Raw genomic sequence first — 16,721 nt, 5'->3', positions numbered from 1 at the left:
TTCAAAATATACTTCTCGCTGCGAGGCATAGCCGCGGAGAAGAACGATGACGCGATTCAGAACGGGGATATTTGCATTATTGTTAGGAATGCTGCTGAGCGCGTGCGGCGGAAGCGACGGCGATATCGGCGCTCAGGACAAAGCCACGAGCAAGGGCTATGCATTATCGACTGTCGTGTGGAAGCGGATGCCCATCGGCGTGTGCTGGGACATGAGCAATGCCGATTTCGCGCTTTACGCCACGCAACGCGACTGGAGCCGTCTGGCCGTCGAGGCGAGCTGGTCGGCGCACTCAGGCGCCTCGTTCACGGGCTGGCAGCAATGCACGAACGATCCGAACTACTACGGCATACGGATTTCGATCGAGGATAACGCCACCAACGGGCCGCACACGCAAGGCCTCGGAACGATGCTGAACAACGTCGTCGGCGGCATGGTGCTCAACTTCACCTTCCGGAACTGGAGCACGAGTTGCGTGGGCCGCGAAGCGTATTGCATCCGCAACGTAGCCGCGCACGAATTCGGTCACGCGCTCGGCTTCGCGCACGAGCAGAATCGGCCGGATACGCCTTCGACATGCAGCGAGCCCGCGCAAGGCACCTACGGCGACATGATGATCGGCGCGTGGGATCTCGCATCGATCATGAATTACTGCAATCCGGACTGGAACGGTAACGGTCAGCTGAGCGCAACGGATGTGGTGATGGCGCAGATGTTCTATGGGCCGCCGCCGAGCGTCCAGGCGGTGACGCAAACAGCACCGTAAAGAGCAGAAGCGATCGCGAAACACGCGAACGCACGGTTTATTATTTTGGATCCAAAATCCTTGATTCAATTTTGAGATAGGCGCACAATCGCCCGGTCAGCGTCCCATCTCACCTGAGGGAGCCACTCATGTCCGACCGCGCCAACGCCGTTGCGAACCCCTACGCCGCCGGCGACAGCCCACGCGTTTCGTCCAAATCCCGCCGCGCCGTCACAGCCGCGGTCGTCGGAAACATTCTCGAATGGTTCGATTTCGGCACCTACGCGTTCCTCGCGACCGTCATCGCCAAAGTGATGTTCCCCGCCGGCGACGATTTCGCCGCCATGCTCGGCACCTTCGGCGCATTCGGCTTAGGCTTCGCGGCGCGACCGCTCGGCGCGATCATCTTCGGCTGGCTCGGCGACAAGAAGGGCCGCAAGTGGACGCTCACCTTCGTCATGCCGTTGATGGCCGCCGCCACGCTATTCATGGCGCTGCTGCCGTCGTATGCGTCGATCGGCATCATGGCGCCGATCCTGCTCGTCGCCGCGCGCATGCTGCAGGGCATCTCCGTCGGCGGCGAACTGGGCAACGCGGTCGCGTTTCTCGTGGAATGGGCGCCGCCGAACAAGCGCGGCTTCTACGGCAGTTTCCAGCAATGCAGCACGCTCGGCGGCATGCTGTTAGGCTCCGGCGCGGCCGCGCTCATGACGACGATGCTCAGTCAGGAAGCGCTGCTCGACTGGGGCTGGCGCGTGCCGTTCATCGTCGGGGCGATCGTGATCGGGCCGATCGGCTGGATCATTCGCAAGCGCAGCGAAGAGACGCCGGTCTATCAAAGCGCATCCGACGAAGCGCCGAAAACCAAGGGCCGCTCACCCGCGCTGCTCGGCTTGCAGGCCTGCGGACTCGTCATCGTGTGGACGGTTTCGCTCTACGTGCTGCTCAACTATCTGCCGGCCTTCACGACGAAGTACGTCGGCATTCATGCGTCCACGGCGCTGTGGCTCAACACGGCGGGCCTGATCGTGATGACGGTGTCGATTCCGTTCTGGGGCGCCGCCTCCGACCGCTTCGGACGCAAGCCGATCTACACCATCGGCTGCATCGCGTTTCTGGTGCTGCCGTATCCGATTTTCCATCTGATGCTCGAATACAAGTCGGCGGCGATGGTCGGCGCGGTGCAGGTGCTGGGCGGCGTGGTCATCGGCATCTTCTCGGGCGTCGGTCCCGCCGTGCTCTCCGAACTCTTTCCGACGAAAATCCGCACGACGTGGATGTCGATCGGCTACGGCATCGCCAACGCGGTGTTCGGCGGTTTTGCGCCGATGATCGCCATCGCGCTCATCAAGGCGACCGGCTCGCCGCTTTCGCCCGCGTATTTCGTGATGCTGGCCGCGCTGCTTTCGACGATCACGGTCTTCACGATCAAGGAGACGGCGCACGCGCCGCTGCAATGACGAGCGAAGCCATGCCGGATGTGGTGGTGGTCGGCGCGGGCATCGTCGGGCTCGCGTGCGCGTGGGCCGCGTTGCGCGAGGGCGCGCGCGTGACCGTGATCGACCGCGATTTCGAGGGCGACCGCGCATCGCACGGCAATGCGGGCGGCATCGCGGTGACGGAGAGCACGCCGATTGCCGTGCACGGCATGTTCACGAAAGCCGCGAAATGGCTGATGGACCCGCTCGGCCCGCTCGCGCTCGACTGGAAGCATGTGCCGAAGGCGCTGCCGTGGTTCATGGCGTTTCGCCGCGCGAGCGAGCCCGCGCGCTTCCACGCGATCTCGCACGCGCTCGCGCGCCTGAACAACCGCGTCTACGACGACATCCTGCCGATGTTCGACGATATCGGCGCGAGCGCGATGCACTATCGTCGCGGCGCGCTCACCGTCTACGAAACCGACGAAGCCTTCGCCGCCGATCAGCCCGAATGGACGCTCAAGCGCGAACTCGGCGCGCGCTGGCATGCGCTCAACGCGCAAGAGGTGCGCGAATGCGAGCCGTCGCTGGCCCCCGTCTTCAGGCACGGCGTGTTTCTCGACGACTGGTCGCATATCGGCGATCCGCGCCGCATCGTCGCGCTGCTGCGCGAGCGCGTGCGTGCGCTCGGCGCGCGCTTCGTGACGGGCGTCGCGCGCGCGATCGAACCGGCGGATACGGTCCTGCTCGCCAACGATGAGCGTGTGCAGGGACGACGCATCGTGATCGCGGCGGGCGCGTGGTCGGCGGCGCTTGCGACATCGCTCGGCGACACCGTCTTGCTCGAAAGCGAGCGCGGCTACAACGCGACGCTGCCGAAGCACGGCGTCGCACTGACGCGCGAAGTGATCTTCGCGGAGCGCAAGTTCGTCGCGACGCCGCTCGACGTGGGTTTGCGCATCGGCGGCGCGGCGGAGTTCGCGGGGCTCGATGCGCCGCCGAACTATCGCCGCAGCGACGCCTTGCTGGCGCTGGGCAAGCGCTTCATTCCCGGCATCGACGATACGGACGCCGCAAAGTGGATGGGTCATCGCCCCGCGACGCCCGATTCCTTGCCGGTGATCGGCGCATCGCCGCGCGCGCCGTCCGTCGTCTACGCATTCGGCCATGGCCATCTCGGCCTGACGCAATCCGCGACGACCGCCGCGCTCGTCGCCGACGTGCTCGCGGGCCGCACGCCGCGCGTGCCGCTCGCGCATTACTCGATTGCACGCTTCGATAACCGAACCTCTTGAAGGAGCAACCATGCAAGTGAACTGGAAAGGCGTGTTTCCCGCAGTCACGACGAAACTGAAAGCGGACGGCTCGCTGGATCGCGATGCCATTGTGAGCGGGCTGAATCGCCTGATCGAAAACGGCGTCGGCGGCGTCGTGATGATGGGCATGGTCGGCGAGAACGCGCAACTCACGCCCGAAGAAAAGCGCACGGTGCTGAAGATCGCGGTCGAAACGGTGAACGGGCGCGTGCCCGTGATCTCCGGTCTCGCTGAGCTGAACACGGCGAACGCGATGCAATTTGCACAGGATGCCGAAACAATTGGCGTGCAGGGACTGATGGTGTTTCCGGGTCTCACGTATCGCTCGGACGATCGCGAAACCGTCGAATACTATCGGTCGATTGCGCGTTCGACGAAGCTCGGCCTCATGATCTACAACAATCCGCGCGGCTATGGCGTCGACATGCGTCCCGATCTGCTGGCGCAACTCGCCGATGAACCGAACGTCGTTGCGATCAAGGAGGAGACTTACGACACGACGCGCGTTACCGACCTCTACGCGCGCTTCGGCGAGCGCTTTGTCGTGTTCTGCGGCGTCGACGATCTGATCGTGGAATCCGTCGCGCTCGGCGTGAAGGGCTGGGTCTCGGGCATGGCGAACGCGATGCCGAAGGAATCCGTCGATTTGCTGAATTACGCGGTGAACGGCGAGTACGACCGCGCCCGCGCGCTGTATCGCGCGCTGATCGATCTCTTTCATCTCGACACGCACGTCAAGCTCGTGCAGTACATCAAGCTTGCGGAGAACATCACGGCGGGTTATCCGGAATACGTGAAGGCGCCGCGCCTGATGCTCGAAGGCGAGGAGCGGCAGCGGACCATCGCGATCGTGGAAAAGGCGATCGCGAATGTGAGGGCGCTCGCGCAATGAAGTCCACGTTCTTCTGCATCGACGGACACACGTGCGGCAATCCGGTGCGTGTCGTCGCGGGCGGCGCGCCGCCGCTCGAAGGCCGCGACATGATCGAACGGCGCGCGCATTTTCTGCGCGAATTCGACTGGATTCGCACCGCCCTGATGTTCGAGCCGCGCGGGCACGAAGTGATGTCCGGCAGCATCCTCTATCCGCCGACGCGCGCGGACTGCGATCTGGCGATTCTCTTCATCGAAGTGAGCGGCTGTTTGCCGATGTGCGGGCACGGCACCATCGGCACGGTCACGACCGCGATCGAGCACGGACTCGTGCGGCCTCGCGAGCCTGGCGTGCTGCGGCTCGATACGCCCGCGGGTCTCGTCCTCGCGCGGTATCGGATGAATGGCGAACATGTGGATTCGGTGCAGCTTGTCAACGTGCCTTCGTTTCTGCATTCGCGTGAGTTGTCCGTCGAAGTGGAAGGCATCGGCGAGATTCGTTTCGATGTCGCTTATGGCGGCAACTTCTATGCGATCGTCGAGTCGCAGCCCAACTACGAAGGCCTGCATGCGCTGAAGCCTTCGGACATACAACGGCTGAGCCCGGTGCTGAGGCAAAAGGCCAACGAGAAGTACGCATTCGTGCATCCGGAAAACGATGCGATACGCGGACTCAGTCACGTCATGTGGACGGGCGAGCCGACCGTCGAGGGCGCGAGCGCGCGCAACGCGGTGTTCTATGGCGACAAGGCCATCGACCGTTCGCCGTGCGGCACGGGCACGTCGGCGCGCATGGCGCAGCGCGTCGCGAAGGGCGAATTGAAGATCGGCGAGCGCTTCGTGCATGAAAGCATCATCGGCACGCTGTTCGAAGGCGTGCCGATGGAAGCCGCGCGCGTCGGCGACTACGACGCCATCATTCCGTCGATAGAAGGATGGGCGCGCGTGACCGGCCACAACACGATCTTCGTCGACGACCGCGATCCGCTCGCGCACGGATTCCTGCTGAAATAAAGGGAGATTCACGTCATGCTGATACTGAAGAACGCCCGCGTGCTCGACGCCGATCACGAGCGCGACGACGGCCGCTATTCGGTCGTGATCGAAGGCGATACGATTCGCGAAGTCACGCGCGAGCCCGTCGAGGCGAGCGGTGCGAAGGTCATCGACGTCGGCGGCAGGACGGTGATGCCCGGCATGATCGACTGCCACGCGCATGTGATCGCATCGGTCGCGCATCTCGGCAACAACAGCCGTCTGCCGAATACGTTCGCCGTCTTGCGCGCGGTGCCGATTCTCGCGGGCATGCTCAATCGCGGCTTCACGACCGTGCGCGATGCGGGCGGCGCGGACTACGCGCTCTCGCGTTCGATCGAAGACGGCACCATCGCCGGGCCGCGCCTGTTCGTCGCGGGCAAGGCGCTTTCGCAGACCGGTGGCCACGGCGATTTTCGCGAGCGCTTCGACAACTCGGACCCCGACCCGTGCGGCTGCAACCGCAACATGGGCGCGATCGGCCGCGTGGTCGACGGCGTCGATGAAATGCGCCGTGCCGTGCGCGAGGAGATGCGCGCGGGGGCGCATCACATCAAGATCATGGCGTCGGGCGGCGTGGCGTCGCCGACCGATCCCATCGGTAATCTGCAATTCTCCGTCGATGAGGTGAAGGCCGCCGTCGAGGAAGCGGAGTCGCATCAGACCTACGTGATGGCGCATGCGTACACGCCGAAGGCGATCGCGCGCGTGGTGAAGCTCGGCGTGCGCACCATCGAGCACGGCAATCTCGCCGATGAAGAAGCCGCGAAGGTCATGGCGGAGCACGGCGCGTATGCGGTGCCGACACTCGTCACGTATGACGCGATGTCGAAAGTCGGCGCGCAAATGGGGCTCGCGCAAGACACGCTCGACAAGAACGAATCGGTGCGCAAGCGCGGTCTCGAAGCGCTGGCGATGCTGCACGGCCTTGGCGTGAAGATCGGCCTCGGCACCGATCTGCTCGGCGACATGCATCAGTATCAGAGCGATGAACTCGCGATACGCGCGGATATCGTCGGCGCATTCGAGGTCATCCGGCAAGCCACGGCGACCGGCGCGGAGATCGTCAACATGAAGGGCAAGCTCGGCGTGATCGCGGCCAACGCGTATGCGGATCTGCTCGTGGTCGATGGCGATCCGCTGAAGGATATTCGCGTGCTGACGGGGCAGGGCGAGCGCATCGCGGGGGTGATGAAGAATGGCGCGTGGGTGCGTCAGACTTTGCTGTGAAAGCGCGTGCTACGATGCCGCAACCCTTCGAATAGCACCTGAAAAGCCATGTCTCGCGTCGCCACGAATCCGAGCCCAAGCGACTCCACGCACAAGATCGTGCGCACGACGACGGTCGAGCTCGTCACGACGGCGCTGCGGCAACGCATCCTGTCGGGCGATCTCGCGCCGGGCGAAGTGCTGCGCCAGGAAGCGCTCGCCGACGAGCTCGGCGTGAGCCGCGTGCCGGTGCGCGAGGCGATCACGCGGCTGACCGGCGAAGGCCTGCTGACGAAAGTGCCGCACAAGGGCGCGTATGTCGCGGAGCTGTCGATCGAAGAGGTGCAGGAGACGTTCGAGATTCGCCTGCGGCTGGAGCCGTGGCTTTTTTCGCAGGCGATTCCGCGTATCACCGAAGCCGAAATCGCGAAGGCCGAACGGCTCGTGCGCGACATGGACGATGCGGATTCGGGCGTCTGGGGTCAACTGAACTGGCGTCTGCACGAAACGCTTTATCTGCCCGCGCGGCGCGATATCACGCTGCAAATGCTGCGCGTGCTGCACGATCGCAGCGACCGCTACTTCCGCTTTCAGGTCGTGCAGGTGCCGATCCGCGAGCAATCGCACGACGAGCACATGAACCTGATCGATGCATGCCGCAAGCGCGATGCGAAGCTCGGCGCGAAGCTGCTCGAACAGCACGTGAAGACGGCGGGCCAGCAGATCATATCGGTGGTCGAGACGATCATGGCGCGATGAGGCGCACCGTCGCGGGCTGTGCCGCATCGCGCGCCTCGATTTCGATGTCGAGGCGCGCTTCGGCGCGGGCGAGTTGCGCGAACGCGGCTTCATCGACCATGACGACGGGCACGTTGGACGCATAGAGTTCGTTCGCAACGATCGCCCCGATCGACACGATGAGATCGCGCTCCGCGAGCACGATGCCGGCGGGCCCGGTGCCGTTGCGCAACGCTTCGGCCAGCACGCTGCTGCTCGAACTCGATCCGCGCGCCCGCGGCATCACGAGAATGCGCGACGCGAGACTTTGGCCGAGACCGGCATGCGTGGCATCGACAATCACACCCCGTCCGGCGTCGTAGCCGCCCCAGAAGCTGAGCGGCGGCAACGCGATGGCCGCGGCGCGCGCGCGTCCCGGCACGAGCGTGACGGCTTCAAACGAGTTCATCGATGCACACCTTTCCTTCGAACGCGGATCGCACGCATTCGCTCATGCTGCCGAACGCGACGGTCACGCCGATATTCGCCGGCGCGTAGTGCGCCCATTTGCCCGAGTTGGTCATCACGAGCCCGCTGATCTGCTTCATCACCGGCGTGATGTACGTGCACGTGTCCACGACGATCTGCACGCGGCGCGCGGCGAGCCTTGGCGCAATGCCTTCCGCTTCGAGCTGCCAGAGCACGAAGCGGCTCGTGTTCACATAGACGTCGCAGCGAGGCGCGCCTTCGTGCTGCTCGAAGAGCGCGTCGAGCGCGCGGAATTCATCGACGGAAAAATGCGGGGTGCCGAGACTCACGGCGGCGAGCGCATCGCCGGGCTTCGCGCGATTCCAGCGCTTGCGCACCGCGTGAAGATCCGCCGCGCTCACGGCAAGCGTGCGTTCGGGCGCGTGGCCCTGCAACGCGAGATCGAGCGTCGCGGCCTCGGGCGTGATGCCGACCGCGTGAAAGAGCGCCACCGCGCCGCTCGATGCCGCCGCCGCGCCGAGCGCCTTCAGCTCGTCTTCGGTCGTGTCGCCGGGCAGATTCGTGATGGCCGCGACGGTCGCGCCGGCTTCGTGGCCGAGCAGAAAGCCGAGCGCGGCGAAATCCGCATCGCGATGCGGCGAGGCGCGCAAGTCCGGCGCTTCGATCACGATGCGCGCCGCGCGGTTCGCGCTCACGTGCAGGCCGGCGTTGGGCACGCGGCCGGTGATGGCGGCGGCGAGATCGAGGAAATCGCCATAGCGGCTCGTGCGCGCGCCGAGCACGGAGTTGGCGAAGACGATCGCGTTCGATTCGGCCCAGGCGATCTGCTCGCCGAGCTTCGGCCGATGCTTCAACTGATACGGCGCGCACGTGAAGCTCGCCTCGCAGCCGAGTTCGACATGCGCCTTCATGAGCCGCGTGCCCGCGCTCGCGATGGCGGCATCGCCGCGAAAGAGTTCGGGATGAATGAGATCGAGCGAGCCGACATTGAGCGTGGTCGGCACGGCGACCTTCGCGCCGCTCGCCACGAAGCGCTCGACGAAATCGAGGCTCGCGGCGCCGTGATAGAGACAGCCGTCGATATGCGCGCAGGCGATGTCGATGAGCGTGTCGGCGTCCATGACGCGCGCCGTCGCCGCGACGATGCGCATTGCGAGGGCGAGGCCGTCGCCGAAATCGCCGCCGAGCATGGCGGTGTCGCGTGGGGAAAGAGTAAGCATCGGCTCCGATGACCAGCGCTTGAGGATGTCGTCGCAGGATAACGGATCGGGCGGAATCGATCTACCCGTGCGGGGTGGTCCCATGCGGCGCGGAATCTGGCTTACTGGACGCGCGTGAATCTTTCAAATCTGGAGGGAAGTCGTCATGGGCGTATTGAGCGGAGTTCGGGTTCTGGAGTTCGAGGCGATCGGTCCCGCGCCGTTCGGCTGCATGTTGCTCGCCGATATGGGCGCGGATGTGCTGCGCATCGACCGGCCCGTCGCGGCGGCCGATCTCGGCCCGAAGGTCAGCGGCAAGCACAAGAACGTGATGGGACGCGGGCGGCGCTCGATCACGCTCGACCTGAAGAAGCGCGAATCGGCCGATGCCGCGCTCGACCTGATGTCGAAGGCCGATATCGTCGTCGAAGGGTTTCGCCCGGGCACGATGGAGCGGCTCGGCCTCGGTCCCGACGTGGCGCTCGCGCGCAATCCGCGGCTCGTGTACGGACGCATGACGGGTTGGGGCCAGACGGGGCCGCTCGCCGCGCGCGCGGGGCACGATCTGAACTACATCGCGCTGTCGGGCGTGCTGTCCGGCATCGGGCGCGCGGGCGAGGCGCCGGTGCCGCCGCTGAATCTCGTCGGCGATTACGGTGGCGGCGGCATGCTGCTCGCGCTCGGCGTGGTGGCCGCGCTCTTCGACGCGCAGCGCGGCGGCGCGGGGCAAGTGGTCGATGCGGCGATGATCGAAGGCGCCGCGCAACTCGGCACGACGGTCTGGGGCTTGCTCGCATCGGGCAACTGGCGCGAGACGCGCGAAAGCAATCTGCTCGACGGCGGCACGCCGTGGTACGACAGCTATCGCACGCGGGACGGGCACTACATGGCCGTCGGCGCGGTGGAGGCGCGTTTCTATGCGGAGCTGCTGGAGAAGCTCGAACTCGCCGATGAAGATTTGCCCGCGCAGCACGACCGCGCGGGATGGCCGGTGCTGAGGCAGCGATTCGCGGCGGTGTTCGCCGGGCGCACGCGCGAGGAATGGTGCCGCGTGTTCGACGGAAGCGATGCCTGTGTCGCGCCGGTGCTGGGATTTTCGGAGGCGCCGACGCATCCGCATCATCGGGCGCGCGGAAGTTTCGTCGAATTCGATGGCATCGTGCAGCCCGGCCCCGCGCCGCGTTTTTCGCGCACGCCGTCGCGGATCTCGCGACCGGTGCCGCAGCGTGGAGAGGGCGGACGGGAGGCGTTGGAAGAGTGGGGATTCGACGACGCGCGCATCTTGGGCTTGCAGGCGCGTGGGCTGGGGTTCGTCGCGGAAGATTGATCGAGGGGAACGCCGCGAGCCTGCGCCCGGCGTTTGCCGGCGGCTCGCGGCTCGCGCGCTCAGTCGCTCGCGCGACACGCGATTTGTGAAGCCGGGGCGGCGTGATAGAGCGCGTCGATCAGATGCGCGCGGCGGGCACGCGCCATCGCCTGATTGACGTAGCCCTTGTCGGCGATTTCATTGGCGTCGAGCGAGGGCGGCTCGGCCATCAGCATCAGCCGCTCGATGACGAGCGTGGCGCCGCCTGCCTTCTGCCGCGCAAGACGCCGGCTCAATTCGGCGACGACGAGCGGATGCGCGACGAGTGCGTCCGCGTCGAGCGCTTCGAGTTCGGGCGCGATGCGCCGGCACGCCGCGAGGTTCGGCCATGCGAGCGCCGTCAGATAGTCGCGGTCGTGCCCGCAGATCACGGCGTCGGACAGGAGCGGCGCGCAGCAGTCGATGAGCGCGAGCCGCACCGCGCCCGTGCGCACCCAGGAGCCATTCGCGAGCTTGAAGTCCTCGACCGTGCGTCCGGCGAAGATCATGCCTTGCGCCGGGTCGGCGGGATCGGCGAGACGCACGGCATCGCCGAAGCGGAAGAATCCTTCTTCGTCGAATGCGGCCGCGGTCAGTTCCGGCTGGCCGATATAACCGCCGAACACGTTCGGGCCGCGCAGGCGGATTTCATAGCGGCCGCCGTCGCCTTCGAGCGGCACGAGCTTCACTTCCGAGCCCAGCGCAGGCGTGCCGATGTTGCCCGGCGCGTCCGTCGGCCAGCTGCAATAGGTGCCCATGCCGCACGTTTCCGTCGCTGCAAGACCGGTGCAGAACGCGATGCGCTCGCCGATCGTCTCTTGCGCGACGGTCTGGATGCGATTGCACACGTCCGCCGGCAGGCTCGCGCCGCCGTAGCCGAAGAAGCTCGCGTGGGCGAAGAGACTTTCCGCGAGCTTCCGATCCCGTTCGAGTTCCGCGGCGAGCACCGTCCACGCGGACGGCACGGTCGCGAAAATGGTCGGCGACACGTCGCGCAGATTGCGCACTGTGCGCTCGATCATCCCGGCAACCGGGCGGCCATCGTCGATGTAATGCGTCGCGCCGAACTGGATCGCGCGGCCGAAGTGCAGCACGCCGCCCAGTCCGTGATGCCACGGCAGCCAGTCGAGAAACACCGGCTGCGCGTCGTGCAGCCATGCGAGGTTGTCGGAGAAATACGCGGCGACCGCACCGAGATTGCCGTACGTGAGCCGCACGGCTTTCGGCAGACCGGTCGAGCCGGACGTGAAGAGCACGCGGGCGGTGTCGTCGGTGCGGACGGTGGCGTGCGCGCGTTCGACTGCGCGTTCCGCGGTTTCATCGAGCGGGCGATGCGCCAGCGTTTCCCACGCGAGCTGTCCTTGCCGCGCGCCCTCGACCGCGATGACGGGCGCATCTGCGAAATCGATCGACGCGAGCGCACGCGCATACGGCGCGGCCGACTGCACGAAGATCCCGCCCGGAGGCACCGACGCGCAAACAGCCTTCAGGCGCGCGAAGTCCTTGCTCGCGAGCGCATAGGGCGGCGAGACCGGCGCGGCCGGAATGCCCACGTATTCCGCCGCGAGCAGCGCCACGGCCTGCTCGATGGAATTGCCCGACAGCAGCATAAGCGGACGTTGCGGGTTCAGTCCTGCTTCCAGCAGCGCGGCCGCCACCGACCGCACTTGGCGCCACAGTTCGTTCCAGCTGAGCGAGCGCCATTCGCCCTGTGCGTCGCGCTCGCAAAACGCGGCGGTGTCGCCGCGTCGCGCCGCCCAGAGCGCAACGAAGTCCACGAACGAACGCTGTTCGATGCGGGGCAGCGCGCGAGCGCTGCGCAGAATCAGCGTGCCGTCCGCGCGGCGCTCCACGAGCGTCTCGCGCTCGGGAAACCGCACCGGGCGATAGGACGGCGACACCTTGCCGCTTGCTTCGAGCGTGCTCATTGCATCTGTCTCCCGAGCATGAATGCGCGTGTGCGAAGTTCTGGCCGCGCTCGCCTGCACGAAACGCGGCCGCCCGGTCGTACATTAAGTGCGCGCGTGAACGGCATCGCCACCCGAAACAGGGAGGACAGGGAAAACGCGTCCCGCGCAATGTGTCACGCCGCGCGGACAGTCTGTCTTGGCGCGAGCGGCGGATGCGCCTCCACGGCCTCGTCCGCGTGAATGGCATCGTCCTTGCGTGGGGGTGTTCCTTTGGTCTTTCGAACCCTCGTTCTGCCCTTCAAGGAGAGTGCTCATGAGTCTGGATCTGACGTTTCGCGCAGGCGAAGCAACCGTGCTGGCCGCGCCCGGACAAGCGACCGACGCCATGCCGGAGATTCTGATCGGCCGCGTCGATGGCCCGGTCGGCCACGCGTTCGCCAACATGATGGCGCAGTCGAAGGGGCACACCGCGATGTTCGCGATCCGGGCGTGCAACCAGCTCGTGCGCCCCGCGACGATGATCGTTCCGAAGGTGACGCTGAAGGACATGGCGAACATCGACCTGTTCGGCGGCGTGGTGCAGTCCGCAACCGCCGATGCCGTCGTCGATTGTCTGATCGAGGGCATCTTGCCGAAGGATCAGGCGAACGAGTTGTGCATCATCAGCCTGGTGTGGATCGATCCGCGTTGCGCGACGGACGCGAATCTCGACAAGAAGGATATGTACCGCACCAACTACGAAGCGACGAAGCTCGCCATCCAGCGCGCGATGAACAACGAGCCGAGCGTCGACGAACTCATCGCGAACCGGCACAGCATCAAACACGACATGGACGACTGGAGCTGATCAGCGGCTTCCCGTGGGACGCGGCTCGCGTTTTCGCGGCGCGGCGCGGCGGCGCGGGCGGCGCGATGGCGCGCTGTTTTCATCGATCGCGGATTCGGCCGTCTTGTCCGACGCGGCGCCGGGCAGCGCGAGATCGGCCGCCGTCAACGTGAAATTGACGTGCACGGTGTTGTAGGGAAACACGATGCCGCCCTGTTCGTCGTGTTGAAGCAGGCCGGCTTCGAGCAGCGCCTTGACATCGCGATGCACGCCTTTCACATCGCGCTCGAGACGCCGCGACAGTTCGCGGATCGACATCGGCCCGGCGCCGGTCATCGCGCGGATGATCTGCCAGCGCGGCGTGGTGAAGGTGCGAAACAGCAGTTCGGGGGTGGCGTAGCCGAAGAAAGCGCCGTGGTACTTGCCGGTATCGAGTTCGGCCAGCGTCTGTTCGGCCATCTCTTCGAGTGACAGAATGCCAATTCTCACGGTCTCGTTCATCTCGACCTCCATCTGTTCCACACCTGCACGTTCAAAAAGAAGTCGGCGCTCAATTGCTTGACCGACCTGAATTCATAGGGCGTCTCGGCGTTCCCGAAATGACGGTGATCGCCCTTGCCTCGCTCATTGTCGTAACGAAGCACACACTCGCCGTTTATGACGTAGGCGAGCCTGTATTTGTACGAATGAGTACATCCCGGGACAGGTTGCGGAACCCGCCAGATATTCAGTTCAACGAACGCTCCGGGAGATACTTCCTCGTGTATATAAAAAACTCTCGTTGCTTTGCTGTTGGACATTTTGACAACACCCTCGTGTGTTGTCAAATACTCCAACATCTCGACGCCGCCGACCATTTCCCGAACGGACGACTTGACGCATCGCCGGATTCGGCGTTCGCGCATTTCGTCAGCCAAGCGCGCGAGACGCTGATAGACTGAAAGACCCTGTCTCGTCATGCGAGGCACGTACGATCCGCAAGAAGCTTTCATGACGAACCGCAGCCGTCGTCATTCTGCACTGCAGCAAGCCGCGAGCAATTCGCAAGCGCTTTTCGTCTTATAGCCGTCTCCTATCAACGGCATTGCAAAAATCGCATTCTATTGAGGGTCGCTCTCACGTATTTTTTAAGGTGGAACAGGCCCGCCTCGACGATCGACGCATCGCCCGATGCAGGCCGCGAGCTCTCTTTGGCAGTCGGTAGCAGAACAACTAGTGGGTACGTCCTCGCAAGGAGATAACGCATGTCGAACGAATCGAAGTGTCCGTTTACTCATGCCGCAGGCACAGGCACGACGAACCGTGACTGGTGGCCGAAGCAACTACGGGTGGATCTGCTCAATCAGCATTCGAGCAAGTCGAATCCGCTCGATCCTGGCTTCGACTACGCCGAGGCGTTTAACCGCCTCGATCTCGCCGCGGTCAAGAAAGACCTCGCGGCGCTGATGACCGATTCGCAGGAATGGTGGCCTGCCGACTTCGGTCACTATGGCCCGCTCTTTATCCGCATGGCGTGGCATAGCGCCGGCACGTATCGCATCGGCGATGGCCGGGGGGGCGGCGGTCGCGGCCAGCAGCGCTTTGCGCCGGTCAATAGCTGGCCGGACAACGTCAGCCTCGACAAGGCGCGGCGTCTGCTCTGGCCCGTCAAGCAGAAGTACGGCCAGAACATTTCCTGGGCCGACCTGCTGATTCTTTCCGGCAACGTCGCGCTGGAAACGATGGGCTTCAAGACCTTCGGCTTCGCGGGCGGCCGCGAAGACACGTGGGAACCGGACCAGGACGTCTACTGGGGCAATGAAAAGACCTGGCTCGGCGGCGATGTCCGCTACGGCAAGGGCGCGGCCGGCAACGACGACGACCAGGGCGTGATCACCGCCGACGAACAGAAGCACGGCGAAGAAGTCAGCCGCACCGACAACGGCCGCAATCTGGAAAACCCGCTCGGCGCGGTGCAGATGGGTCTGATTTATGTCAATCCGGAAGGCCCCGACGGCAATCCCGATCCGCTGGCGGCGGCGCACGATATCCGCGAAACCTTCGCGCGCATGGCGATGAACGACGAAGAAACGGTCGCGCTGATCGCGGGCGGCCACACCTTCGGCAAGACGCATGGCGCGGGCCCGGCCGATAACGTCGGCCCGGAACCGGAATCCGCCGATCTGGAGAACATGGGTCTCGGCTGGAAGAACAGCTTCGGCAGCGGCAAGGGCGCGGACACCATCACGAGCGGCCTCGAAGTCACCTGGACCACGACGCCGACGAAGTGGGGTCAAGGCTTCTGGGAGAACCTGTTCGGCTACGAGTATGAGTTGACGAAGAGCCCGGCGGGCGCGAACCAGTGGGTCGCGAAGGATTCGGGCGAAACGGTTCCGCACGCGTACGATCCGTCGAAGAAGATCAAGCCGACGATGTTGACGACGGACCTGTCGCTACGCCTCGACCCGGAGTACGCGAAGATTTCGAAGCGCTTCTGGGAAAACCCCGACCAGTTCGCCGATGCCTTCGCCCGCGCGTGGTTCAAGCTGACGCACCGCGACATGGGCCCGAAGGCGCGCTATCTCGGCCCGGAAGTGCCGCAGGAAGAGTTGCTGTGGCAGGACCCGATTCCGGAGGTCGATCATCCGCTCGTCGATGATGCGGATGTCGCGTCGCTCAAGCAGAAAGTGCTGGCGGCGGGCTTGCCCGTATCCGAGCTCGTGTCGGCGGCGTGGGCGTCGGCATCGACATTCCGTGGCTCCGACAAGCGCGGCGGCGCGAACGGCGCGCGCATCCGTCTCGCGCCGCAGAAGGACTGGGAAGCGAACCAGCCCGAGCAGCTCGCGAAGGTGCTGACGGCGCTGGAAGGCATTCAGAAGGCGTTCAACGGCGCGCAATCCGGCGGCAAGAAGATTTCGATTGCCGACCTGGTCGTGCTCGCGGGCGGGGCCGCGATCGAGCAGGCAGCGGAGAAGGCTGGCCAGAAAGTGACTGTGCCGTTCACGCCGGGCCGCATGGACGCGTCGCAGGAAAAAACCGACGTGCTCTCGATGTCGGCGATGGAACCCGTCGCCGATGGCTTCCGCAACTTCATCAAGGGCAACGTGCGCGTGTCGCCGGAGACGCTTCTCATCGACAAGGCGCAACTGCTGACCTTGACCCCGCCGGAAATGACGGCGCTCGTCGGCGGGTTGCGCGCGGTCGGCGTGTCCGCCGGAACGACGCCGCATGGCGTGCTGACCGACCGGCCCGGAACGCTGACGAACGACTTCTTCGTCAATCTGCTCGACATGGGCACGGAATGGCTGCCGCTCTCGTCGAGCCGCGACGTGTTCGAGGGACGCGATCGCAAGACGGGGCAGCGGAAGTGGACGGGCAGCCGCGTCGATCTGGTCTTCGGGTCGCATTCGGTGCTGCGTGCGCTGTCCGAAGTCTATGCGAGCAGCGACGGGCAGGCAAAGTTCGTCAAGGACTTCGTCGCAGCGTGGACGAAAGTGATGAACCTCGATCGCTTCGATCTGAAGAAGTAAGCCTCGCGGCGTCTTCGCGACGTGAAGCGGCTCCGGTTTTTCCGGAGCCGTTTTTTTTGGGCGGAAAACGAAATCGCCCTGCAACGCATCGCGCAGCGCATTCGCGGCGAATCGCGTATCGTCTACGTTC

15 protein-coding genes are annotated in these 16,721 nt (G+C 65.0%); 10 read left to right on the top strand and 5 right to left on the bottom strand.

The window, feature by feature from the left end; translation table 11 throughout:
• The first annotated feature begins 46 nt into the window (after positions 1 to 46).
• From AWB70_RS09970 to AWB70_RS09940, 7 genes are all read left to right on the top strand, one after another.
• Positions 47 to 766 carry a M12 family metallopeptidase gene (locus AWB70_RS09970; protein ID WP_235024192.1) on the top strand — a complete coding sequence of 240 codons (720 nt, stop codon included), beginning with the start codon at positions 47 to 49 and terminating at the stop codon, positions 764 to 766.
• A gap of 128 nt (positions 767 to 894) precedes the next feature.
• A complete protein-coding gene (locus AWB70_RS09965; protein WP_053571861.1) occupies positions 895 to 2,205 on the top strand; it encodes an MFS transporter in 1,311 nt (436 codons plus the stop codon).
• Entirely contained in the window at positions 2,202 to 3,458 is a 1,257-nt protein-coding gene (locus AWB70_RS09960) for an NAD(P)/FAD-dependent oxidoreductase (RefSeq protein WP_082378207.1), read from the top strand. Before AWB70_RS09965 ends, AWB70_RS09960 begins: the two co-directional genes overlap by 4 nt.
• Positions 3,459 to 3,468: 10 nt before the next feature.
• Positions 3,469 to 4,371: a dihydrodipicolinate synthase family protein gene (locus AWB70_RS09955; RefSeq protein ID WP_053571862.1), complete on the top strand. Its 903-nt coding sequence runs from the start codon at positions 3,469 to 3,471 to the stop codon at positions 4,369 to 4,371.
• A complete protein-coding gene (locus AWB70_RS09950) occupies positions 4,368 to 5,366 on the top strand; it encodes a 4-hydroxyproline epimerase (RefSeq protein WP_053571863.1) in 999 nt (332 codons plus the stop codon). The genes AWB70_RS09955 and AWB70_RS09950 overlap by 4 nt, the downstream gene beginning before the upstream one ends.
• 15 nt (positions 5,367 to 5,381) lie before the next feature.
• On the top strand, positions 5,382 to 6,617 hold the full coding sequence (locus tag AWB70_RS09945; RefSeq protein WP_053571864.1) for a metal-dependent hydrolase family protein: 1,236 nt from the start codon (positions 5,382 to 5,384) through the stop codon (positions 6,615 to 6,617).
• Between the two features lie 48 nt (positions 6,618 to 6,665).
• A complete protein-coding gene (locus AWB70_RS09940) occupies positions 6,666 to 7,355 on the top strand; it encodes a GntR family transcriptional regulator (protein ID WP_014253069.1) in 690 nt (229 codons plus the stop codon).
• Here the strand turns inward: AWB70_RS09940 and AWB70_RS09935 are convergent.
• Together AWB70_RS09935 and AWB70_RS09930 are read right to left on the bottom strand one after the other, a co-directional pair.
• Positions 7,342 to 7,782, bottom strand: coding sequence for an aconitase X swivel domain-containing protein (locus AWB70_RS09935; RefSeq protein ID WP_053571865.1), 441 nt, complete (start codon positions 7,780 to 7,782; stop codon positions 7,342 to 7,344). The two genes, AWB70_RS09940 and AWB70_RS09935, sit on opposite strands and share 14 nt — an antisense overlap.
• Positions 7,769 to 9,022 carry an aconitase X gene (locus tag AWB70_RS09930; protein ID WP_053571866.1) on the bottom strand — a complete coding sequence of 418 codons (1,254 nt, stop codon included), beginning with the start codon at positions 9,020 to 9,022 and terminating at the stop codon, positions 7,769 to 7,771. The genes AWB70_RS09935 and AWB70_RS09930 overlap by 14 nt, the downstream gene beginning before the upstream one ends.
• 145 nt (positions 9,023 to 9,167) lie before the next feature.
• Here AWB70_RS09930 and AWB70_RS09925 point away from each other — a divergent pair, with 145 nt between their 5' ends.
• Entirely contained in the window at positions 9,168 to 10,328 is a 1,161-nt protein-coding gene (locus AWB70_RS09925; protein ID WP_053571867.1) for a CaiB/BaiF CoA transferase family protein, read from the top strand.
• 59 nt (positions 10,329 to 10,387) lie between these two features.
• Here AWB70_RS09925 and AWB70_RS09920 read toward each other — a convergent pair whose 3' ends face one another.
• Complete coding sequence (locus AWB70_RS09920; protein ID WP_053571868.1) at positions 10,388 to 12,274, bottom strand: feruloyl-CoA synthase; 1,887 nt, start codon at positions 12,272 to 12,274, stop codon at positions 10,388 to 10,390.
• Between the two features lie 295 nt (positions 12,275 to 12,569).
• Between AWB70_RS09920 and fae the strand changes: the two genes are divergently transcribed.
• Positions 12,570 to 13,103 (top strand): formaldehyde-activating enzyme, encoded by a 534-nt coding sequence (gene fae / locus AWB70_RS09915; RefSeq protein WP_053571869.1) that lies wholly within the window; start codon positions 12,570 to 12,572, stop codon positions 13,101 to 13,103.
• Here fae and AWB70_RS09910 read toward each other — a convergent pair whose 3' ends face one another.
• Positions 13,104 to 13,583 carry an HVO_A0114 family putative DNA-binding protein gene (locus tag AWB70_RS09910; RefSeq protein ID WP_053572140.1) on the bottom strand — a complete coding sequence of 160 codons (480 nt, stop codon included), beginning with the start codon at positions 13,581 to 13,583 and terminating at the stop codon, positions 13,104 to 13,106.
• Positions 13,580 to 13,882, bottom strand: coding sequence for a toxin-antitoxin system TumE family protein (locus AWB70_RS39185; protein ID WP_045461980.1), 303 nt, complete (start codon positions 13,880 to 13,882; stop codon positions 13,580 to 13,582). The genes AWB70_RS09910 and AWB70_RS39185 overlap by 4 nt, the downstream gene beginning before the upstream one ends.
• A gap of 444 nt (positions 13,883 to 14,326) precedes the next feature.
• Between AWB70_RS39185 and katG the strand changes: the two genes are divergently transcribed.
• Complete coding sequence (gene katG / locus AWB70_RS09900; protein ID WP_053571870.1) at positions 14,327 to 16,591, top strand: catalase/peroxidase HPI; 2,265 nt, start codon at positions 14,327 to 14,329, stop codon at positions 16,589 to 16,591.
• Positions 16,592 to 16,721 lie beyond the last annotated feature (130 nt).

Origin of the sequence: Caballeronia cordobensis (genome assembly GCF_001544575.2) — a bacterium.
GTDB classification, from domain to species: Bacteria; Pseudomonadota; Gammaproteobacteria; order Burkholderiales; family Burkholderiaceae; genus Caballeronia; species Caballeronia cordobensis.
This window is presented reverse-complemented; position numbering and strand designations above follow the sequence as displayed.